Source organism: Thiohalobacter sp. COW1, assembly GCF_016629505.1.
Classification (GTDB): domain Bacteria; phylum Pseudomonadota; class Gammaproteobacteria; order Thiohalobacterales; family Thiohalobacteraceae; genus Thiohalobacter; species Thiohalobacter thiocyanaticus_A.
Window position 1 is genome coordinate 380,404 of record NZ_AP024239.1, and the last position, 20,661, is coordinate 401,064.

The following is a 20,661-nucleotide window of genomic DNA, read 5'->3' on the forward strand; positions in this document are numbered from 1 at the left end:
CACTGACAGGTCCTGCATCCATGAGTGCCAACGCCCGTCCCAAACTGCTGTGTGTCGTCGGTGCCCGACCCAATTTTATGAAGATCGCGCCCCTGATGGCGGCTTTCCGCAGCGGTCCGCAGCCGCTCACCGCCACCCTGGTGCATACCGGCCAGCATTACGATGCCGCCATGAAGACCGCCTTCTTCGATCAGCTCGGCATCCCGGAGCCGGACATCGACCTGGGGGTCGGCTCCGGCAGCCACAGCCAGCAGACCGCCGAGATCATGCGCCGCTTCGAGCCGGTGCTGGAGGCCGAGGCGCCGGACGCCGTGCTGGTGGTCGGCGATGTGAACTCCACCATCGCCTGCGCCCTGGTGGCGGCCAAGCAGGGCGTGCCGGTGATCCATGTCGAGGCCGGGCTGCGCAGCTATGACCGCGGCATGCCGGAAGAGATCAACCGCGTACTGACCGATCAACTCTCCGAACTGCTGTTCCTGACCGAGGCCGGCGCCCGCGACAACCTGCGGCGCGAGGGCATTGCCGACGAGCGCATCCATTTCGTCGGCAATGTGATGATCGATACCCTGCTGGGGCATCTGTCCCGGGCGGTGCCGGCCGAACAGACCCTGGAACGTGCCGGCGGCATGGGCTTTCTGCAGGATGGCCGCGGGTTCGGCGTACTCACCCTGCACCGGCCCTCCAATGTCGATGAACCGGTCGTGCTCAGACGTCTGCTGGGTGTGATCCGTGAGCTCAGTACACGCACGCCCATCGTCTTCCCCATGCATCCGCGCACCCGTGCCCGCGCCCGCGATATGGGCCTGATGGAACTGCTCGAGACCCCGGACATCCTGACCCTGGAGCCGCTGGGCTACCTGGAACTGCTGGGGCTGATGTCCCGTGCCCGCCTGGTCCTGACCGATTCCGGCGGCCTGCAGGAGGAAACCACCGCCCTGGGCGTGCCCTGCATCACCCTGCGCGAGAACACCGAGCGGCCCATCACGGTCAGCCAGGGCACCAACACCATCGTCGGCACCGATGTGGCGCGCATTCGCGCCGTGGTCGAGGAGACGCTGGCCACCGGCGGCAAGCGCGGCCGGGTGCCCGAGTTGTGGGACGGTAAGGCGGCCCAGCGCATCAAGCAGATCATCCTCGACTGGCACGACCGACGGGAGGCCGCCAGGGCCGTTTCATGAGTACTGTTCGCTCTGCCTGTGCCAACGCCATGACCGTGGACGTGGAGGACTACTTCCAGGTCTCGGCCTTCGAGCCCTTCATCCGCCGCGACGACTGGGAGCAGTTGCCGCGCCGGGTCGAACGCAACACCGCGCGCATCCTGGACCTGTTCGGCCGGGCCGGGGTGCGCGCCACCTTCTTCACCCTGGGCTGGGTGGCCGAGCGCCATCCGCAGCTGATCCGGCGCATGGTGGCCGAGGGCCACGAAGTGGCCAGCCACGGCTTCCAGCACACCCGGGTGACCCAGCAGGGACCGGAGGATTTCCGCGCCGACGTGCGCCGGACCAAGGCGCTGCTGGAGGACATCGCCGGCGTGCCGGTGACCGGTTACCGCGCCGCCAGCTATTCCATCGGCCGCGACAACCTCTGGGCCCTGGCGGTACTGGAGGAGGAAGGCTACCGCTACAGTTCCAGCATCTACCCCATCAACCATGACCTCTACGGCATGCCCGAGGCGCCGCGCTTCGCCTTCCGGGTCAACGGCGGCGACTTCGTCGAGGTGCCCGTCACCACCCTGCGTCTGGGCGCGCGCAACCTGCCCTGCGGTGGCGGCGGCTATTTCCGGCTGCTGCCCTACCGGATCTCGCGCTGGGCCATGCGCCGGGTCAATCAGGATGACGGTCAGCCGTGCGTGTTCTATTTCCATCCCTGGGAGATCGACCCGGACCAGCCGCGTCAGCCGGGGCTGAATGCACGGACCCGGTTCCGGCACTATCTCAATCTGCGGCGCATGGAGGCGCGCTTGCAACGCCTGCTGACGGATTTCGCCTGGCAGCGCATGGACGAGACCTTCACCCCGGCAGCGAGGTTCCCCGCATGGAACGCGCCGTGAGCGACACCGTACAGATCCGCGAACTGGATGACGCCAGCGCCGGGCGCTGGGACGCCTTCGTGCAGCAGTGTCCCGAGGCCACCTTCTTTCATCGCGCCGGCTGGAAGCGCGTCATCGAGCGCACCTACGGCCACCCCATGACCTGCCTCTACGCCGAGCGCGACGGCGACATCCAGGGCGTGCTGCCGCTGGGGCAGCTGAAGAGCCTGTTGTTCGGCAATTCGCTGGTCAGCACCCCCTTCTGCGTCTATGGCGGGGTGGCCGCCGCGGATGAAGCCGCGCGCCAGGCCCTGATCGCGGCGGCGGTCGAGCGGGCGGAACGCCTGCAGGTCGATTTCCTGGAACTGCGCCACCCGCGCGCGACCTGCAGCGACTGGCCGACCAAGGATCTGTATGTCACCTTCCGCAAGCCGCTGGATCCGGATCCGGAGGTGAACCTGCAGGCGATTCCACGCAAGCAGCGCGCCATGGTGCGCAAGGGCATCCAGGCCGGTCTGGTCAGCGAGATCGACGCCGACGTGGAGCGGCTCTACGACGCCTACTCCGAGAGCGTGCGCAACCTGGGCACGCCGGTGTTTCCCCGCAGCTTCTTCGAGAATCTCAAGCAGGAATTCGGCGACGACTGCGAGATACTGACCGTGCTCAAGGACGGCGAGACCGTGGCCGCGGTGATGAGCTTCTATTTCCGCGACCAGGTGCTGCCCTACTATGGCGGCGGCAAGGCCAGCGCCCGCCAGCTCAAGGGCAACGACTTCATGTACTGGGAACTGATGCGCCGCAGCTGCGAGCGCGGCGTGCGTCTGTTCGATTACGGCCGCAGCAAGCAGGGTACCGGTTCCTACAGTTTCAAGAAGAACTGGGGCTTCGAGCCCGAGCCGCTGTATTACGAATACCACCTGGTCCGGGCCACGGACATGCCCAACATCAGCCCGACCAACCCCAAATACAAGCTGTTCATCGACCTGTGGTCGAAACTGCCGCTGGGATTGAGCCGTTCGCTCGGGCCCTATCTGGCCAAATACCTGGGATAGTGTGTCTCATGGAACGGATTCTCTATCTCGCTCACCGCATTCCCTACCCCCCGAACAAGGGGGACAAGATCCGGTCCTATCACGTCCTGCGTTATCTGGCCGAGCGCTATCAGGTCTATCTGGGCGCCTTCGTCGACGACCCGCGCGACTGGCGCTATGCCGAAACGCTGCAGCGCTGGTGCCGCCAGTGCCGGCTGCTGCCGCTGCCGCCGCGTCGGGCACGACTGCGCAGCCTGCGCGGGCTGCTTACCGGTGCGCCGCTGACGCTGCCGTACTACCGCGATGCGCGCATGGCGGACTGGGTGCGGCAATGCGTGGCGGAGCAGGGCATCGAGACCGCCTTCGTGTTTTCCTCTTCCATGGCCCAGTATCTTGACGCTGATGAGTTCACCGGCCTGCGGCGGGTGATCGACTTCGTGGACGTGGATTCGGACAAGTGGGAACAGTACAGCCGTGCCCAGCGCTGGCCCATGAGCTGGGTCTACCGGCGCGAGGGACGCCGGCTGGACCGCTACGAGCGCCGCATCGCGCAGTGCTTCGACGCCAGCGTGTTCGTCTCGGCCGAAGAGGCGGCCCTGTTCGCCCAGCGGGTGCCGGCCGCATGCAATATCGGCTATTACGACAACGGCGTGGACTGGGGCTATTTCACCCCGCGGCCGGAGATCGACAGCCCCTTTGATCCCGGGGCCCGGGTGCTGGTGTTCACCGGCGCCATGGATTACTGGGCCAACGCCGATGCGGTGAACTGGTTTGCCAGCGACATCTTCCCGGCCGTGCGCGAGCAGGTGCCGGATGCGCTGTTCGCCATCGTCGGCGCGCGGCCGACCGAGGCGGTCAGGCGGCTGGAGCGCCTGCCCGGGGTGCGGGTGACCGGGGCGGTGGAAGACATCCGGCCCTATCTCGAGCATGCCCATGCCGCGGTCGCGCCGCTGCGGATCGCCCGCGGGGTGCAGAACAAGGTGCTCGAGGCCATGGCCATGGCCCGGCCGGTGATCGCCAGCCCGCAGGCGCTGGACGGCATCGATTATCCCGTGGGCGCGGACCTGCGCCGGGCCGAGACCGAGGCGCAGTTCGTGAGCGCAGCGGTGGAGTTGCTGGGCGAACGCCAGACCGCGCCGGCTGCGCGCGACTGGATCCGGCGCCGCTACGACTGGGACATCAACCTGTCACGTCTGCAGGCGATGCTGGATCCGGGGACAGGGCGGGCAGCGGACGCGCTGCTCGCAGGGGCCGTACCGGGGGGATGATGAATCAGTCGACGAGCATGCAGATGCAGGCGTCGGGCGTGCAGCAACAGCTGCTGCTGTTCGTGGTCGCGCTGCTGTCCCTGCTGGCGTTCTATCACCAGACCCTGGCCGGGATGATCGATATCTGGTCGCGTTCCGAGACCTTCGCCCACGGCTTCCTGATCTTTCCCATCGTGCTGTTCCTGGTCTGGCGCCGCCGCGAGCACCTGGCCGTGACGCCGGTGGCGGCCGACGCCCGGGCGCTGTGGCTGCTGCCGCTGCCGGGGCTGCTGTGGCTGCTGGCCGAGGTGGTCGATGCGGCCGTCATCAGGCAACTCGGCTTCATTGCCATGATCCCGCTGCTGGTGTGGGCGCTGCTCGGCTGGGCGGTGGTGCGCCAGATCGCCTTTCCGCTGTTCTTCCTGATCTTCGCCGTGCCCATGGGTGAGGGCCTGATTCCGCCGTTGATGGACTTCACCGCTGTGTTCACGGTGAGTCTGATCAAGCTCAGCGGCATCCCCGTCTACGTGGAAGGAACCTATTTCAGCATTCCCAGCGGTAACTGGTCCGTGGTCGAGGCCTGCAGCGGCATCCGCTACCTGATCGCCTCGCTCACCATGGGGGCACTGTATGCCTATCTGAACTACACCAGCCTGCGGCGGCGGATCCTGTTCATCCTGTTCGCCATCGCCCTGCCCATCCTCGCCAACGGCCTGCGTGCCTACATGATCGTGATGATCGCCCATCTCAGCGACATGAAGCTGGCCCTCGGGGTGGATCACTTCATCTATGGCTGGGTCTTCTTCGGCATCGTGATGCTGCTGATGTTCTGGATCGGCAGCTTCTGGCGCGAGGAACCCGAGCCGGTACCGGCACCGGCCGGGCGTGCGGGGGCGGCTGCGGGCGGCGCTCCGCGTTATGGCCTGTTCGCGCTGCTCATCCTGCTGCTGGCCGCCTGGCCGGTGGCCGCGCAATTGCTGGAGCGCGATATCGGTCCGGAGCGGGAGCGCATCGCCCTGACGCTGCCCGAAGCCGCCGCGGGCTGGCAGCGGGTCGAGCCCTTCACCGATTGGCAGCCCGACTATCGGGGCATGGACGCCGAGGCCCTGGGCTTCTTCGCGCAGGGCGAGGCCAGCGTGGGTGTGTATCTGGCCTATTACGCCCGGCCGCGCCAGGGGGCGGAGCTGATCAATTCGCAGAATGTGATGATTGCGCAGAAACACCCGGTCTGGCATCAGGTGGGCGAATCCCGGGTCAGCGTCGAGGGCGGCCCCGGCCGGGTCATCCAGACCCGGCTCAAGTCCGCCGCCCAGCGGCTGCTGATCCACGACTGGTACCGGATCGGCGGCCACCACACGGCCAACCCCTACCTGGGCAAGCTGCTGGAGGCCTGGGAGCGGCTGCGTGGCAACGGCCGCCCCTCGGTCGGCATCGTGATCTTCACCGAGGAGGATCCGGCCGGCAGCACCGACCGCGAGGCGTTGCGCCGGTTCCAGCGTGACCTGCTGCCGCGGCTGGAGGCGCGCATCGAACTGGCCTGGCAGCGCAGCCGGGAGGGTGACGGATGAGTCGGGCGGCCATGCCGCCCACGTCCCTGACCATACTGCATGTCGTTTATCACTTTGGCGTGGGCGGTCTCGAGAACGGTGTGGTCAACCTGATCAACCGGCTGCCGCGCGAGCGCTTCCGGCACCATATCGTCAGCCTGACCGACTACACCGATTTCAGCCGCCGCATCGAACGCGACGACGTGCAGATCCATGCCCTGCACAAGCGTCCCGGCCACGACTGGCGCATGTATGTGCAACTCCATCGGCTGTTCCGGCGCCTGCGGCCGGACATTGTGCATTCGCGCAATCTGGCCGCGATGGAGGCGCAGCTGCCGGCCTGGCTGGCCGGCGTACCCTGCCGCATCCATGGGGAACACGGTCGCGATGTGCTGGATGTGGATGGCACCAACCGCAAGTACATCCTGCAGCGGCGACTGCTCCGGCCCTTCATTCACCACTTCATCCCCCTGTCGCGCGATCTGGAGCGTTATCTCGACACGCGCATCGGCGTGCAGCCGGCGCGGCTGACCCGTATCATCAATGGTGTGGATATCGGGCGTTTTCACCCGGACGGCGCGCAGGCGCGGGCCCGGCTGCCGGCTGGTTTCGCCGCTGCCGACAGCATCCTCATCGGCACGGTCGGGCGCCTGGCCGCGATCAAGGACCAGCACAGCCTGGTCCGGGCCTTTGTCCGGCTGCAGCGGCTGGCGCCGGAGATCAGTTCGCGCCTGCGCCTGGTGCTGATCGGGGAGGGCGGTGAACGCGCCCGGCTGGAACAGGCACTGGAGGCGTCCGGCCTCCTGGCGCAGGCCTGGCTGGCCGGGTCACGCGACGACGTGGCGGAACTGCTGCCGGCGCTGGATCTGTTCGTGCTGCCCTCGCTGGCCGAGGGGATTTCCAATACGCTGATGGAAGCCATGGCCTGCGGCCTGCCAGTGATCGCGACCGATGTGGGAGGCAATGCTGAACTGGTGCTCGACGGCGAGACCGGCGCCCTGGTGCCGCGCGCCGATCCCGAGGCGTTGGCACAGGCATTGAAGCCTTATGTGCAGGATGCCGCTATGCGGGAACGGCACGGCCGCGCCGCCCGCCGGCGCGCCGAGACCGAATTCAGTCTGGAGCGGATGGTGGAACGCTACCGGGCTGTGTATGAGCAGCAGTGCCCGGGTAACTCATAATGAATGGATTGGAGTATTTCGTGGCGATTTTTTCAGGGTCAGCAACATGTGCGGCATAGCCGGTATATTCGATACCCGGGGAATGATGTCCATCGACGAGGGTCTGCTCTCGCGCATGAACGAGTTGCAGTTCCATCGCGGCCCCGACGAGGGCGGCGTGCATGTGGAGCCCGGCGTCGGTCTGGCGCACCGGCGCCTGTCCATCATCGACCTCTCCGGCGGTCATCAGCCGCTGTTCAATGAGGACGGCAGCGTGGCCGTGGTCTACAACGGCGAGATCTACAACTTCCACGAGTTGACCGATGAACTGATCAAGGCCGGGCACCGGTTCCGGACCCGCTGCGACACCGAGGTCATCGTGCATGCCTGGGAGGAGTGGGGCGAGGCCTGCGTCGAGCGGTTCCGCGGCATGTTCGCCTTCGCCATCTGGGATCGCAATCACCAGACCCTGTTCCTGGCCCGCGACCGGCTGGGCATCAAGCCGCTGCATTATGCGCTGCTGCCCGACGGGCGCCTGCTGTTCGCTTCCGAGATCAAATCGCTGCTGTGCGACCCGGTGCTGTCGCGCGAAATCGATCCCTATGCGGTGGAGGATTACTTCGCCTTCGGCTATATCCCCGATCCGCGCAGCATCTTCAAACAGGTCAGCAAGCTGCCGCCGGCGCACTGCCTGACACTGCGGCGCGGCGAGGCCCCGTCGGCGCCGCGCGCCTACTGGGACGTGCCGTTCCAGGACAACGGCCTGCGCAACCCGGAGGAGGCCAAACGCGAACTGGTCGAGCGGCTGCGCGAGGCGGTCAATATCCGCATGATCGCCGAGGTGCCGCTGGGGGCCTTTCTTTCCGGCGGGGTCGACTCCAGTGCCGTGGTCGCGCTCATGGCCGGCCTGTCCGACGGTCCTGTCAACACCTGCTCCATCTCCTTCGGCGATCCGGCTTTCAACGAAAGCGAGTATGCCGCCCGGGTGGCCGAGCAGTATCACACCCGGCACCAGGTCGAGGAGGTCAATCCGGACGACTTCGAACTGATCGACCGGCTGGCCACCCTGTATGACGAGCCCTACGCCGACAGTTCCGCCATGCCCACCTACCGGGTGTGCGAACTGGCGAAGCGGCGGGTGACGGTGGCGCTGTCCGGCGACGGCGGCGACGAGAACTTCGCCGGTTACCGTCGCTATCGCTGGCATATGGACGAGGAGCGCTTCCGCGGCCTGCTGCCGGGCTGGCTGCGCGGGCCGCTGTTCGGTACTGCCGGGCGCCTGTACCCCAAGCTGGACTGGGCGCCGCGCTACCTGCGGGCCAAATCCACCTTCCAGGCGCTGGCGCGCGACAGCCTGGAGGGCTATTTCCACAACTTCTCCATCCTGCCGGATGCGCTGCGCCGCCAACTTTACAGCACCGAACTGAACCGGGACCTGGGCGGCTATCGCGGCATCGAGGTGTTCCGGCGCTACCTGGACAACGCGCCCGAGCATCCCCTGTCCCGGGTCCAGTACCTGGACATGAAGACCTATCTCGCCGGGGATATCCTGACCAAGGTGGATCGGGCCAGCATGGCCCACAGCCTGGAGGTGCGGGTACCGGTGCTGGACCACAAGTTCGTGGAATGGGTCTCGGGCCTGCCGCCGCAGCTGAAGCTGCACAAGCGCGAGGGCAAGCTGATCTTCAAGCGGGCCATGGAGCGCTACCTGCCCGATGACATCCTGTACCGGAAGAAGATGGGCTTCGCCGTGCCGCTGGCGGCCTGGTTCCGCGGCCCGCTGCGGGAGAAGGTCCGCCGCAGCCTGCTCGGTCCCGACCTGCTGGACACCGGCCTGTTCAATCCGGACTTCATCCGCCGGCTGGTCGATCAGCACCAGTCGGGCCAGCGCGATCACAGCGCCGTGCTCTGGTCGCTGCTGATGTATGCCTCCTTCCAGCGCCAGGTCATGAACGCATGAAGATCCTGCATGTGCTCGACCATTCCATCCCGCTGCACAGCGGCTATACCTTCCGCACCCGGGCCATCCTGACCCAGCAGCACCGGCTGGGCTGGGAGACGGCACACCTGACCAGCCCCAAGCACAATGCCCCGGCCGGGGTCGACGGCGGCGAGGAGGACAGCGACGGGCTGCATTTCTATCGCAGCCGCACGCCGAGCGGGCCGCTCGCACGCATCCCGCCGCTGGATCAGTGGGCGGTGGTGCAGGCGACCCTGGCCCGGCTGCGCGAGGTCATCCCGCGCGAGCGGCCCGACATCCTGCATGCCCATTCACCGGCCCTGAACGGTCTGGCCGCCCTGCGCGCCGGGCGCGAGTTCGGCCTGCCGGTGGTCTACGAGATCCGTGCCTTCTGGGAGGACGCCGCGGTCGATCACGGCACCAGTCGCGAGGGCGATCTGCGCTATCGCCTGACCCGCGCCCTGGAGACCCATGTGGTGCGCCGCGCCGACGCCGTGACCACCATCTGCGAGGGGCTGCGCGGTGATCTGGTCGCCCGTGGAGTCGCAGCAGGAAAGATCACCGTCATCCCCAATGCCGTGGATATCGAACGCTTCGCGTTCGATCTGCCGCGGGACGCGGGACTGGCTGCCGAACTCGGCCTGGAAGATAAAATCGTGCTGGGTTTCATCGGCTCCTTCTATGCCTACGAGGGCCTGGCGCTGCTGCTGGAGGCGATGCCGGGCCTGCTGCGGGCGCGCGCCGACATCAGATTACTGCTGGTCGGCGGCGGACCGCAGGCGGACCGGCTCCGGACCCGCGCGGCGGAACTCGGTATCGATCGGCAGGTCATCTTCGTCGGCCGGGTGCCGCACGACCAGGTGCATCGCTACTACAGCCTGGTGGATGCCTTCGTCTATCCGCGCCTGCCCATGCGCCTGACCGAGCTGGTCACGCCGCTCAAGCCGCTCGAGGCCATGGCCCAGGGCAAGCTGGTGGTAGCCTCGGATGTGGGCGGGCACCGCGAACTGATCGAGGACGGGGTGACCGGGCAGTTGTTCCGCGCCGGTGATCCGCAGGCCCTGACCCACGCCGTGCTGGCGTTGCTGGATGACCGCGACAACTGGTCCCGAAGACGCCGGGCGGGCCGGGACTTCGTGGAGCAGGAACGCAATTGGGCCGTCAGCGTCGGGCGTTATCAATCCGTGTACACGCGCCTGCTCCAGGGTGCGGCGGGATGAGCGAGGGACCGCGGCTGCTGGTGTTCACCACCCTGTTTCCGCACCCCGGCCAGCCGCACGCCGGCCTGTTCATCCGCGAGCGCATGTTCCGGGTCGCCGCCCACTGCCCGCTCACCGTGGTGGCGCCCGTGCCCTGGTTTCCGCTGCAGGGGCTGATCCGCCGCTTCCGGCCGCATTACCGTCCGTCCGCCCCGCGGCACGAGATCCAGCAGGGCATCGAGGTGTACCATCCGCGCTTTCTGGCGCTGCCCGGAATCGGCCGGCGCTTCGACGGCCTGATGCTGGCGCTGGGCAGCCGCCGGCTGCTGCGCCGTCTGGACCGGCAGGGCCGGGTGGACCTGGTCGATGCCCATTTCGGCTATCCCGACGGCTATGCCGCCGTGCGCCTGGGACGCTGGCTGCGGCGTCCGGTGACCCTGACCCTGCGCGGCACCGAGCCGCGCCACAGCCGCACCCCCGGCCTGCGGCCGCGGCTGCTGCAGGCGCTGCGGGGGGCGAGCCATGTCATCAGCGTGTCGGATTCCCTGCGCCGGGTGGCGATCGGACTGGGGGTGTCACCCGACAAGGCCACGGTGGTGGGCAACGGCGTGGACACCGACCGGTTCCAGCCGGTGGACCGGGACGAGGCGCGCCGCCGGCTGGGTCTGCCGGCGCAGGCGCAGGTGCTGGTCACCGTGGGCGGGCTGTGCGAACGCAAGGGTTTTCACCGGGTGATCGAGCAGCTGCCGCAGCTGCGCGAGCGGTTCCCCGGGTTGCGCTATCTGGTGGTCGGCGGGCCGAGCGCCGAGGGCGACTGGAGCGACCGGCTCAGGGCGCAGGTGGCGACGCTGGGGCTGGAGGCGCAGGTGCAGTTTCTCGGCAGCCTGCCGCCGGAGCAGCTCAAGGGCGTGCTCAGCGCCGCCGATGTGTTCGTACTGGCCACCCGCAACGAGGGCTGGGCCAACGTGATCCTCGAGGCCATGGCCTGCGGCCTGCCCGTGGTGGCCACCGACGTGGGCGGCAATGCCGAGGTGGTCAATGCGCCGGAACTCGGCCGCATCGTGCCCTTCGGCGACGGCGAGGCGCTGCGGGCCGCGCTGGCGGCGGCACTGGAGCATGACTGGGATCGCCAGGCCATTATCGACTACGCCCGCGCCAATCGCTGGGAGACACGGGTCGAGGCCCTGCTCGGGATCTATGCCCGGGTGCTGGGGAAGGTGTGACAGGACGCTGGGGATGGGACGACGCGCAACAGCTTACTACCTCGGCCGGCTGGAACTGGAGTTCTGGCTGCGGCTGAAATGGCTGGTGCAGCACGCCTGGCACGGGCCGCGCCGGCGCGGCCCGGCGGCGGTGAGTTTCATCGCCGGGGTGCAGCGCTCGGGTACCAACATGCTGATGGATGTGCTGGAACAGAGCCTGCTCACCGATGTCTATCACGAGCGCGATCCCCGTGCCTTCGACAACTACAGTATGCGCGAGACCGATATCATCGCCGCCCTGCACGCGCGCTGCCGGGCCCCGCATTTCATCATCAAATCCCTGTGCGAACTGCAGCGGCTGCCGCAGCTGCGCCAGCGCTTTCCCGGGACACGTATCGTCTGGATCGTGCGTCACTACGACGACGTGGTCAATTCCATGCTGGTCTCCTTCCGCAATCACGCCAGCCAGATCCGGCGCCTGGCGCAGGACAAGCTCGCTGTCGACTGGCGCGGCGAGGGCATGTCCGATGCCACCCAGGCCCTCCTGCGGCGCTTTGCGGGTCCGGAACTCAGTGATGCCGGCGGTGCCGCCCTGATGTGGTATCTGCGCAATGTGTTGTTCTTCGAGCAGGGTTTCGACCGGGACGAGAAGGTGCTGCTGGTCAGCTACGAGCGACTGGTGGCGATGCCGCAGGCCGAGTTCGCCCGCATCTTCGCCTTCCTCGGGCTGCCGTACCGGCCCTGGCACAGCCGCCGGGTGGTGGCCAGTTCGGTCGGCAAACGCCAGCCGCCGGCGATCGAGCCCGCAGTGCGGGCGGAATGTGATGCCCTGCTGGCACGGTTTCACGCACTGCTGCCGGCTGCGCCCGGGGAGGCGGCATGAGCGGCGTCTACACCCGGCTGGTCTCCGGCCTGCTGTTTCCTTTGCAGGAACGGCTCAAGGGCCACAGTACGGTGGCGGTGCGCCGCGCGCTGGAGGCCTCGCAATGGTGGTCGACGGCACAATTGGCCGAATACCGGCTGGAGCGGCTGCGCGCGCTGCTGCTGCATGCCGGCCGCCAGGTGCCCTATTACCAGAGACTGTTCGCCGACCACGGTTTTGATCCGGCGACGGTGACCGATGTCGCCGACCTGCAGTCGCTGCCGCTGCTGGGCAAGGCCGACATCCGCGCCCATCTGGACGGGCTCAAGGCGCGGGATGCCCGCGGCCTGGCCCGGTTCAACACCGGCGGTTCCAGCGGTGAGCCGTTGATCTTCTACATCGGAACCGAACGGGTCAGCCACGATGTCGCCGCCAAGTGGCGCGCCACCCGCTGGTGGGACGTGGATATCGGCGATCGCGAGATCGTCATGTGGGGCTCGCCCATCGAGTTGGGCGCACAGGATCGCCTCCGCAGGCTGCGTGACGGCCTGATGCGCACCCGGCTGCTGGCGGCGTTCGAGATGTCGCCGGAGAAGGTGGCGGGCTTCATCGACCAGATCCGTCGTTTCCGTCCGCGCATGCTGTTCGGCTACCCGTCGGCGTTCGCCCATATCGCCCGCCAGGCCGAGGCCGATGGCAGCCGGCTCGACGATCTCGGCATCCGGGTCGCCTTTGTGACCTCGGAGCGCCTGTATCCGGATCAACGCCAGCTGATCGAGCGCGTGTTCGGCTGTCCGGTGGCCAACGGCTATGGCGGCCGCGACGCCGGCTTCATTGCCCACGAGTGCCCCGCGGGCGGGATGCACATCACCGCCGAGGACATCATTGTCGAGACAGTGGACGCGAACGGTGCGCCGGTCCCGCCGGGCACGGCGGGCGAGGTCGTGGTGACGCACCTTGCCACGCGGGATTTTCCCTTCATCCGTTATCGCACGGGCGATGTCGCCGTGCTCGGCAGCGCTGCCTGCAGCTGCGGCCGGGGACTGCCGCTGCTGGAGGAAATCCAGGGGCGGACCACGGATTTCATCGTCGCCCGTGACGGCACGGTGATGCACGGGCTGGCGCTCATCTACGAGGTGCGTGACCGGCCCGGCGTGCAGGCCTTCAAGATCGTGCAGGAGTCGCTCGATCTCACCCGGGTGCTGCTGGTCACCGATGCCGGTTTCGATCCGGCCGCGATCGGGCAGATCAGGGCCGCCTTCGGTCAGCGGTTGGGTGAAGGGGTCGAGATCCGGGTGGAGCAGGTCGACAGCATCCCGCCCGAGCGCAGCGGCAAGTACCGTTATGTGGTCAGTCAGGTGGACTCGCAACAGGGAAGGAACGTCTAGATGCCGATTCGCGATATCGCTGTCACCGTGGCCGTGCTGGCACTGCTGCCGTTGATCCTCCGGCGTCCTTACATCGGCATCCTGGCCTGGTCCTGGATCGGCTACATGAACCCGCACCGTCTGGCCTATGGTTTCGCCCGCGAGGCACCCTTCGCCATGATCATCGGCGCCACCACCCTGGTCGCCATGCTGTTCATGAAGGAGAAGATCCGCCTGCCCTGGAGCCGGGAAACGGCTGTGCTGCTGTTGTTCGTGCTGTGGATGTGCCTGACCACCGTATTTTCATTGCAGCAGGAGTATTCCGTCCTGCAGCTGGAGAAGGTGGTCAAGATCCAGGTGATGACCTTCGTCACCATGATGCTGATGCTGCATCGGGACCGGCTCGATCTCCTGGTGTGGGTGATCGTGCTCTCGCTCGGATTCTACGGGGTGAAGGGGGGTATCTTCACCCTGATGACCGGCGGCGGCTATCACGTCATGGGGCCGCTGGGTTCCTTCATCGGCGGCAACAACGAACTGGGGCTGGCCATGATCATGACGCTGCCGCTGATGCGCTACCTGCAGCTGCAGCGGGACAGGAAATGGCAGCGCAACCTGTTCACCGCGGCCATGGCGCTGACCGTGATCGCCATCCTCGGGACCCAGTCACGCGGCGCCCTGGTCGGGCTGGCGGTCATGGCGGTGGTGCTTATCCTGAAGAGCCGGCGGCGTTTCGCCCTGCTGCTGCTCGCCGCCCTGATGATCCCGGCGGCGATGACCATCATGCCCGAGAGCTGGTTCGAGCGCATGCACACCATCAAGGAATACGAGGAGGACCAGTCCGCCCAGGGTCGCATCAATGCCTGGCACTTCGCCGTCAACCTGGCGCAGGACCGCCCCCTGGTCGGCGGCGGCTTCGAGGCCTTCCACTGGCGCAATTTCCGCTACTATGCCCCTGATCCGCACGACGTCAAGGATGCGCACAGTATCTACTTCGAGGTGCTGGGCGAACACGGCTTTGCCGGCCTGTTGATCTACCTGCTGCTGGGTTTCTTCACCTGGCGATCGGCGACCTGGATCATCCGCAATACCCGTGAGCGAGGGGATCTGCTCTGGTCGCGGGACCTGGCGGCGATGATCCAGGTGAGCCTGGCGGGGTATGCCAGCGCCGGCGCCTTCCTGGGGCTGGCCTATTTCGATCTTTATTATCACCTGATTGCGATGATCGTCATCCTCAGGGTGCTGGTGCGGCAGCAACTGGCACAAGTACCGCAAGCGCAACCGGAGGCGCAATCGGCGAAAGGAGGGCGGCGCCGGCAACGCGCGGCCCCGGCAGGCGCATAGGAGACAGCGGATATCGTCGGCTGTCATGGGAGCTGCGCGGCCAGAGGGCGAATGGCATCTGCCAGCCGATCACCGTCATTCCGGTGCAGGCCGGAATCCAGTCACCGCCGCGATCCCTGGATCCCGGCCTGCGCCGGGATGACGGCAGCGGCGAGTTCAACTGAGCGAGTTTCTGCTAAGGGCCCGACCTTCGCCACTTGTCGCGGAAGGCCCGGATCTGCTCGGGCGTATAGAAATGCCGCATGTACTCGGAATCGTACAGGCGCTCGATGTAATCCTGCGGCAGTCGGATGCGTGAGAGCATCTCGCGGTAGGCGGTGCCGGCCCGTGCATCGTCGCTGCTGATGTGGGTATGCACGGGCCGCGCCGGCGCCGGTCGGCCGAAGAAGGCCTCCAGCCCGGCCTTGAACACTTCGTCGAAACGCTCCAGCTGGAAGATCAGTACATGCACATTGTCGCGGTGCAGGATCTGGTAGCCCTGCGCCGGATCGAACGGCTCCCGATAGACATCAAGGCCGAAATTGGCGTTGAGCTCGTCGCGAATCCAGTCGGTGTGGGCGTCGTGGTTGAAGTCACGGAAGAAGACCTCCAGCGCCTGGTCAACGCCGATCTCGCCCCGTTCATAGCGGCGGAAGAAACCGGGGATGTGGAAGCGTTCGATGTCGAGGATGAAGTTGGACAGGTTGCGCCCGACGGGTTCGCGTATGGTGGATACGATATACCACTGGCGGGCATCGAGACGATGGGTGATGGCCGCACTGAGCAGGCGGGCCACGCGCAGGTGGCGCTGCCAGACAAACCACTGCACCTTCTGCCGGCGCTCAATGTTGCGGGCGAGATTGTCCGGGTTCAGGTAATGAGTGTGATAGATCGGCCAGGGCAGCTGCATCGCGCGCAGCGTGTTGACCAGGGTCATGGAGCCGACCCGACCCATCTGATGCACCAGCAGCAGGGGGGTGTCGGTTGCAAGTTCGCGGCGCAGGCCGGACAGCAGCCGCCGGGTGTTCACCTCGGAGCGCAGTGAATACAGCAGCGACCGGAGCATGCTCAGGCGTGTTCCTGCAGCCAGAGTTCCAGCATCATGATGACCCAGATCATCACGCCGTAGTAGGCGGAATGGCCGTCGCGGTGGGCGTCGGTCAGGCGGTCCAGGTAGCCGGGATTGAGATAGCCGCGGCGGCGGAATCCGGCCAGGGAGTCATAGGCAAGTTCGCGCAGCTGTTGGTCCTCGGACATCCAGACGCCGAAGGGCAGTCCGAAACCGTGCTTGCTCTTCTCCAGCGTCGCAGCCGGCAGGAAGTCCCTCAGTGAACGTTTGTAGAAGGAACGCAGTTCCAGGCCCCGCATCAACAGCCGGTCGGGGATGCCGGTGCTGAATTCCACCAGTTCCTGGTCCAGCATGGGATAGCGGACCTCCACACCGGCCAGTTGGCAGGTATGGCTGACCTTGCGCAGGTCATTGTCGGCCAGGGTGATTTTCCAGTCCAGATGCAGCATGCTCTTGAGCATGGAGTCCGAGTCGGCGCGCTGGTAGGCCTCGCGGATGTTCCGGATCGGGTCGTCCGGGGCAATCCCCTCCAGGAAATCGGCGGTGAAGATTTCCTGCAGCGGGGTCCGATGCAGAAAGTTGTAGCTTTCCATGCGTTCGGGCATGGGCAGGCGGGCCTGTTCCACATAGCTGCGGAGCTTGCGCAGCGGCGGAACCCCCTGCGGCAGATGCAGCGCCAGCGGCTCGATCAGGGACCGCTTCAGGATGCCGGGCAGGGCATCATAGACGGCGAACACCTTCTGCTTGGCGTAGCGGGCATTACCGGCGAACAACTCATCTCCGCCGTCGCCTGCCAGCAGGCAGCGTATGCCCTCATCGCGGGCGAAACGGGCGCAATAGTAGGCGCCGACGGCGGAGGCGTTGCCGAAAGGCTCGTCATAGGCGCGTGCCAGCAGGGGCAGGGCGCTGGTGACATCCTCCGGCGTGACGTAATAGGTGTTGAGCCGGGCGCCGAAATGATCGGCGCTGGTGCGGGCGAAGGGGGTTTCGTCATAACCCTCGGCCTCGAAGCCGATGGAATAGGCCTGCACCGGACTGTCGGTCAGACCGGCATAGACACCGGTCACGGTGCTGCTGTCCAGACCGCCGCTGAGAAAGGCGCCGGTGGGGGCGAGGGCGGGATCCAGACAGCGCTCGACGGCGTTGTGCAGATGCGTCTTGAGTTCCGTCGCCAGCGCAGCTTCCGGATCATGGCGGTCCCGGTACTCGGGATGCCAGTAGAATCCGGCATCGAAACGATCCGCCTCAATCAGCACGTACTGGCCGGGCAGGAGCTTGGAGGTATGGCGGTAGATGGTGACGGGGCTGGGCACCATGTGGAAATAGAGATAGTCGAACAGGGCCTGGGGATTGATGTCGGCGATGAAGTCCGGGTGCCGGCGCAGGCTGTTGAGGGAACTCCCGAACACCACGCCGTCGGCGGTGATCTGATAGGCCAGCGGATGGATCCCCAGCCGGTCAGTGGCCAACAGGACGGTGGCGCGGGCCGGGTCGATGATCGCGAGTGCAAAGTGACCATGCACCTGATCCAGACAGGCCGGGCCGCGCTCGAGAAAAGCGCCGGCCAGACGCTCGGCGAGGGCCTTCGCCTCCAGCGTCTCACGCTGCCAGCGGGGCTGGCCGGCCAGGGCGATGAGCAGTCCGCGGCTTTCCACCACCTGCCCGGCCGGTCCGGCCGTGGCGCAGAAGGCCGGCTCGCGGACACAACGATTCACAGGCGTCAGCGGACAGGCCGAGAGCATGGCCTCGGCCATTTCCGTGGTCTGGCCCCGGCCGGCCGTGAAGCCGATCCATCCGCACAGGTTGGTCATTCCGGAACAGGTCCTTCTAAGGTATGGTTGCAGTTGTTGTGGGCGTTCTAACCGGTCGAATGTCGATTGCGGTATGATCCTGGAACTGTTGACAAAAGTCCACTTGCCGCCGCCGCGGTCCGTATTGGGTTTTTTCGTCAATTCATTATGCTAAAGTCGATCGGCGCGATCTGTACAAACTTTAAAGGGCCTAGCATGCACTGGTTGAAATGCCTGCGGATTTTCCTTGCCGCGCCCCTGCTGCTGCCGGCGGGCGTCGGCGCCATTGGATCCTTCAATCCCTCGGCGGCGGAGCTCAGCCTGCTGCCGCCCTACTGCGTCCCGCGTGCCCAGCGCTGGGGCAATGACCTGGCGCATCCCGAGGTCCAGCGCTGGCGTTCCGTGTTCGGCAGTGACTATTTCCACATGCATCACTATTGCCAGGGCATGCTGCTGCTGCTGCGGGGCGATCGTCAACCCCTGGGCTCGCGTCAGGCCTCAGGTGAATACGAAGCGGCCCTCAACAATCTGGAATACATGGAAAGCCGGGCCTCAAGGGGGTTCGTCCTGATGCCGGAACTGTACCTGAAGAAGGCACGGGTGCTGCAGCGCCTCGGCCGCGACCACGAGGCACAGCGGGCCCTGCGCCATGCCATCGAACTCAAACGGGATTATGTGCCCGCCTATGCCGCGCTCAGTGATTTCCATCTGGATCGCGGCAAGGCGGAGCCGGCTCGCCAGGTGCTGCAGGAGGGGCTGGCGGTTGTTCCGGATGCCGTTATTCTGCAGCGCAGACTGGGTGAGATGTCCCGGCGCCAGGATCAGACGCCCGAACCCGGTCAGGCAGAACAGGAGGGAGCGGCTGCATCAGCGCCACCGCCGACCGTTCCGGGCATGGATGCAGCGCCCTAGGCCGCGCGGCCTGGACCCCGGGATGCAGGCATGAGCCAGTTACAGGACAAGGCCGCCTTGGTCATCAGTGAATTGTTCCTGCCGACCAAGGGCGGCACGGCGGTCTGGTTCGATGAGGTTTACCGGCGTCTGGGAGGGAAGAATATCCATATCCTGACGGCAGAGGTGCCGGGCAGCCGGGCGCATGATGCCGATCATCCCAACTCCATTCACCGTGTCAGCCTGACCCGGCACTGGTGGTTGCGGCCTGAATCACTGGCCATGTACGCCAAGCTGCTGTGGCGGGCCTTTGCGATCACATTGCGGCAACCGGTGGCCACGCTGCACGCCGGGCGGGTATTGCCCGAGGGGATGGTGGCGCTGCTGGTCGGTCGCCTGCTGGGCAAGCCGGTGGTGATCTACGCCCACGGCGAGGAGATCACCACCTGGAACACGCCGCTGAAGCAGCGCGTGCTGCGTTTCGTCTACCGCCATGCCGATACCGTGGTCGCCAACAGCCGTTTCACCCGGGATCTGCTGCTGGTCAGGGGAGTGGATGCGGCGCGCATCCGGTTGATCTATCCCGGGGTGGATACCCGGCGTTTCCGGCCCGGCCTGGAGATCGGAGATCTGCGTCGCGGCATCGGTGCCGAGGGCGCCAAGCTGATACTCTCAGTGGGCCGGCTGACCCGGCGCAAGGGATTCGACCAGGTGATCCAGGCACTGCCGGCGCTGCACGAGCGTGGCATCGACGTGCACTATGCCCTGATCGGGATCGGCGAGGACGAGGATTACCTGCGCCGTCTGGCCGCGGAACAGGGGATGAGCGAGCGGGTGCACCTGCTCGGGCATGTGAGCCCGGAGGATCTGCCGCGCTGGTATAACGCGGCGGATGTGTTCGCCATGCCCAACCGCGAGATCGGCGGCGACACCGAGGGCTTCGGCATGGTGTTCATCGAGGCCGCGGCCTGCGGTACGCCAGCCATCGCCGGTCAGGCGGGCGGCACCGGATCGGCGGTGCTGGACGATGAGACCGGGCTGCGCATCGAGGGTGCCGACCTCAATCAGGTGACCGAAGCGCTGGCGCGCATCCTCGGCGACGAGGCGCTGGCGCGTCGTCTCAGTCGCAATGCCCTGGAGCGGGTGCAGCGCGAATTCGCCTGGGAAGCGGTGGCCGAGAAGACCCGGCCGTTGTTGTGAGAGACAAGAGCGCCACGGAATACACGGAATACACGGAAAATATATTGGTAAAAACTGAACAGGGCCCGCCTGACTCGAGGCTCGTCATTCCGGCGCAGGCCGGAATCCATTGACCACAGTGGTTTCTGGATTCCGGCCTGCGCCGGAATGACAGGGAATCTCAAATATTGCCCTCCGACTTGTCATCAATTATGTCCGTGCTTGCCGTGTATTCCGTGGCGCTCTTGACTTGATCTTGACCGTTTCTGGATCAGTCCGCGAACTCCAGCCGCATCTCGTATTCCTTCACCGCATTGGCCGCGCATTCCTCGTCGATGTCGCCGCCCGGGGCGCCGCTCACGCCCACCGCGCCGATCAGGCTGCCGCCGGAGCGGATCTCGACCCCGCCGCGCATCATGATCAGACCGTCGATATGGTTGAGCTCGCGGGCGATGTCGCCGCGGTTACTGATCAGGGTACCGGTATCCACGCCACCCATGATGACGGCGTTGGCCTTCTCCTCCGAGATCTGCAGGGTGAAGCGCGGGGCCAGGTCGTCGCGCAGGGCCGCACGCAGGTTGCCGTTGCGGTCAACCACAACCGCGCTGACCTGGTAGCCCTTTTCGCGGCAGTCCATGACAGCGGTGTTGGCGATGTCGCGGGCCAGATCCAGGCCGATGTTCTTCTGGGTGAGCATGTCCTCGGCGCCGGCGCTGGCCGTGATGCCGAGACCGAGCAGCAGGGTGAGTCCCGTGGAATTCTTCCGCTTCATATCGACCTCCTGTGTTGGTGGTGTTGTTCAAGC

At 66.4% G+C, this 20,661-nt stretch carries 17 protein-coding genes; 14 read left to right on the forward strand and 3 right to left on the reverse strand.

The window, feature by feature from the left end:
* Nucleotides 1-20 precede the first annotated feature (20 nt).
* Genes wecB through COW1_RS01735 form a run of 12 tightly spaced genes read left to right on the forward strand, consistent with a single transcriptional unit; the run spans nt 21 to nt 14,948 of the window.
* The gene (wecB, locus tag COW1_RS01680; RefSeq protein WP_096366770.1) at nt 21-1,178 is read left to right on the forward strand and encodes a non-hydrolyzing UDP-N-acetylglucosamine 2-epimerase; all 1,158 of its coding nucleotides are present in this window, start codon (nt 21-23) and stop codon (nt 1,176-1,178) included.
* Nucleotides 1,175-2,050, forward strand: a complete 876-nt coding sequence (locus tag COW1_RS01685; protein WP_231971502.1) for an XrtA system polysaccharide deacetylase — start codon at nt 1,175-1,177, stop codon at nt 2,048-2,050. The genes wecB and COW1_RS01685 overlap by 4 nt, the downstream gene beginning before the upstream one ends.
* Nucleotides 2,035-3,081, forward strand: a complete 1,047-nt coding sequence (locus COW1_RS01690) for a FemAB family XrtA/PEP-CTERM system-associated protein (protein ID WP_096366768.1) — start codon at nt 2,035-2,037, stop codon at nt 3,079-3,081. Before COW1_RS01685 ends, COW1_RS01690 begins: the two co-directional genes overlap by 16 nt.
* An 8-nt stretch (nt 3,082-3,089) precedes the next feature.
* A complete protein-coding gene (locus COW1_RS01695) occupies nt 3,090-4,328 on the forward strand; it encodes a TIGR03087 family PEP-CTERM/XrtA system glycosyltransferase (protein WP_096366767.1) in 1,239 nt (412 codons plus the stop codon).
* A 17-nt stretch (nt 4,329-4,345) separates the two neighbouring features.
* Nucleotides 4,346-5,875: an exosortase A gene (gene xrtA / locus COW1_RS01700; protein ID WP_201345235.1), complete on the forward strand. Its 1,530-nt coding sequence runs from the start codon at nt 4,346-4,348 to the stop codon at nt 5,873-5,875.
* Nucleotides 5,876-5,886: 11 nt separating this feature from the next.
* Nucleotides 5,887-7,035, forward strand: coding sequence for a TIGR03088 family PEP-CTERM/XrtA system glycosyltransferase (locus COW1_RS01705; RefSeq protein WP_096366765.1), 1,149 nt, complete (start codon nt 5,887-5,889; stop codon nt 7,033-7,035).
* A 46-nt stretch (nt 7,036-7,081) separates the two neighbouring features.
* Nucleotides 7,082-8,974, forward strand: a complete 1,893-nt coding sequence (locus COW1_RS01710) for an XrtA/PEP-CTERM system amidotransferase (RefSeq protein WP_096366764.1) — start codon at nt 7,082-7,084, stop codon at nt 8,972-8,974.
* Nucleotides 8,971-10,194 (forward strand): TIGR04063 family PEP-CTERM/XrtA system glycosyltransferase, encoded by a 1,224-nt coding sequence (locus tag COW1_RS01715; protein ID WP_201345236.1) that lies wholly within the window; start codon nt 8,971-8,973, stop codon nt 10,192-10,194. Before COW1_RS01710 ends, COW1_RS01715 begins: the two co-directional genes overlap by 4 nt.
* Nucleotides 10,191-11,396, forward strand: coding sequence for a glycosyltransferase (locus COW1_RS01720; protein ID WP_201345237.1), 1,206 nt, complete (start codon nt 10,191-10,193; stop codon nt 11,394-11,396). The genes COW1_RS01715 and COW1_RS01720 overlap by 4 nt, the downstream gene beginning before the upstream one ends.
* 13 nt (nt 11,397-11,409) lie before the next feature.
* A complete protein-coding gene (locus COW1_RS01725) occupies nt 11,410-12,258 on the forward strand; it encodes a sulfotransferase (RefSeq protein ID WP_201345238.1) in 849 nt (282 codons plus the stop codon).
* Nucleotides 12,255-13,625, forward strand: a complete 1,371-nt coding sequence (locus COW1_RS01730; protein WP_201345239.1) for a phenylacetate--CoA ligase family protein — start codon at nt 12,255-12,257, stop codon at nt 13,623-13,625. The genes COW1_RS01725 and COW1_RS01730 overlap by 4 nt, the downstream gene beginning before the upstream one ends.
* The gene (locus COW1_RS01735; protein WP_201345240.1) at nt 13,626-14,948 is read left to right on the forward strand and encodes a putative O-glycosylation ligase, exosortase A system-associated; all 1,323 of its coding nucleotides are present in this window, start codon (nt 13,626-13,628) and stop codon (nt 14,946-14,948) included.
* Nucleotides 14,949-15,123: 175 nt separating this feature from the next.
* Here the strand turns inward: COW1_RS01735 and COW1_RS01740 are convergent, their stop codons facing one another.
* Both COW1_RS01740 and COW1_RS01745 read right to left on the reverse strand, forming a co-directional pair.
* Complete coding sequence (locus tag COW1_RS01740; RefSeq protein WP_096366758.1) at nt 15,124-15,993, reverse strand: putative capsular polysaccharide synthesis family protein; 870 nt, start codon at nt 15,991-15,993, stop codon at nt 15,124-15,126.
* Between the two features lie 2 nt (nt 15,994-15,995).
* On the reverse strand, nt 15,996-17,807 hold the full coding sequence (locus tag COW1_RS01745) for an asparagine synthetase B (protein WP_201345241.1): 1,812 nt from the start codon (nt 17,805-17,807) through the stop codon (nt 15,996-15,998).
* 195 nt (nt 17,808-18,002) lie between these two features.
* On the opposite strand from COW1_RS01745, the gene COW1_RS01750 reads away from it, so the two are divergent.
* On the forward strand, nt 18,003-18,698 hold the full coding sequence (locus COW1_RS01750; protein ID WP_201345242.1) for a lipopolysaccharide assembly protein LapB: 696 nt from the start codon (nt 18,003-18,005) through the stop codon (nt 18,696-18,698).
* A gap of 30 nt (nt 18,699-18,728) precedes the next feature.
* Nucleotides 18,729-19,877, forward strand: a complete 1,149-nt coding sequence (locus tag COW1_RS01755) for a glycosyltransferase family 4 protein (RefSeq protein WP_096366755.1) — start codon at nt 18,729-18,731, stop codon at nt 19,875-19,877.
* A gap of 250 nt (nt 19,878-20,127) precedes the next feature.
* Here COW1_RS01755 and COW1_RS01760 read toward each other — a convergent pair whose 3' ends face one another.
* Nucleotides 20,128-20,628, reverse strand: coding sequence for a heme-binding protein (locus tag COW1_RS01760; RefSeq protein ID WP_096366754.1), 501 nt, complete (start codon nt 20,626-20,628; stop codon nt 20,128-20,130).
* Between the last annotated feature and the right edge of the window lie 33 nt (nt 20,629-20,661).

What these genes read in the sequence shown, in the direction of transcription:
- COW1_RS01725 (WP_201345238.1), top strand. Translation starts at nt 11,410, where the DNA reads ATGGGACGACGCGCAACAGCTTACTACCTCGGCCGGCTGGAACTGGAG.
- COW1_RS01685 (WP_231971502.1), top strand. Translation starts at nt 1,175, where the DNA reads ATGAGTACTGTTCGCTCTGCCTGTGCCAACGCCATGACCGTGGACGTG.
- COW1_RS01695 (WP_096366767.1), top strand. Translation starts at nt 3,090, where the DNA reads ATGGAACGGATTCTCTATCTCGCTCACCGCATTCCCTACCCCCCGAAC.
- COW1_RS01690 (WP_096366768.1), top strand. Translation starts at nt 2,035, where the DNA reads ATGGAACGCGCCGTGAGCGACACCGTACAGATCCGCGAACTGGATGAC.
- COW1_RS01715 (WP_201345236.1), top strand. Translation starts at nt 8,971, where the DNA reads ATGAAGATCCTGCATGTGCTCGACCATTCCATCCCGCTGCACAGCGGC.
- COW1_RS01760 (WP_096366754.1), bottom strand. Translation starts at nt 20,628, where the DNA reads ATGAAGCGGAAGAATTCCACGGGACTCACCCTGCTGCTCGGTCTCGGC.
- COW1_RS01720 (WP_201345237.1), top strand. Translation starts at nt 10,191, where the DNA reads ATGAGCGAGGGACCGCGGCTGCTGGTGTTCACCACCCTGTTTCCGCAC.
- wecB (WP_096366770.1), top strand. Translation starts at nt 21, where the DNA reads ATGAGTGCCAACGCCCGTCCCAAACTGCTGTGTGTCGTCGGTGCCCGA.
- COW1_RS01710 (WP_096366764.1), top strand. Translation starts at nt 7,082, where the DNA reads ATGTGCGGCATAGCCGGTATATTCGATACCCGGGGAATGATGTCCATC.
- COW1_RS01735 (WP_201345240.1), top strand. Translation starts at nt 13,626, where the DNA reads ATGCCGATTCGCGATATCGCTGTCACCGTGGCCGTGCTGGCACTGCTG.
- COW1_RS01705 (WP_096366765.1), top strand. Translation starts at nt 5,887, where the DNA reads ATGCCGCCCACGTCCCTGACCATACTGCATGTCGTTTATCACTTTGGC.
- COW1_RS01740 (WP_096366758.1), bottom strand. Translation starts at nt 15,993, where the DNA reads ATGCTCCGGTCGCTGCTGTATTCACTGCGCTCCGAGGTGAACACCCGG.
- COW1_RS01730 (WP_201345239.1), top strand. Translation starts at nt 12,255, where the DNA reads ATGAGCGGCGTCTACACCCGGCTGGTCTCCGGCCTGCTGTTTCCTTTG.
- COW1_RS01745 (WP_201345241.1), bottom strand. Translation starts at nt 17,807, where the DNA reads ATGACCAACCTGTGCGGATGGATCGGCTTCACGGCCGGCCGGGGCCAG.
- COW1_RS01755 (WP_096366755.1), top strand. Translation starts at nt 18,729, where the DNA reads ATGAGCCAGTTACAGGACAAGGCCGCCTTGGTCATCAGTGAATTGTTC.
- xrtA (WP_201345235.1), top strand. Translation starts at nt 4,346, where the DNA reads ATGCAGATGCAGGCGTCGGGCGTGCAGCAACAGCTGCTGCTGTTCGTG.
- COW1_RS01750 (WP_201345242.1), top strand. Translation starts at nt 18,003, where the DNA reads ATGCACTGGTTGAAATGCCTGCGGATTTTCCTTGCCGCGCCCCTGCTG.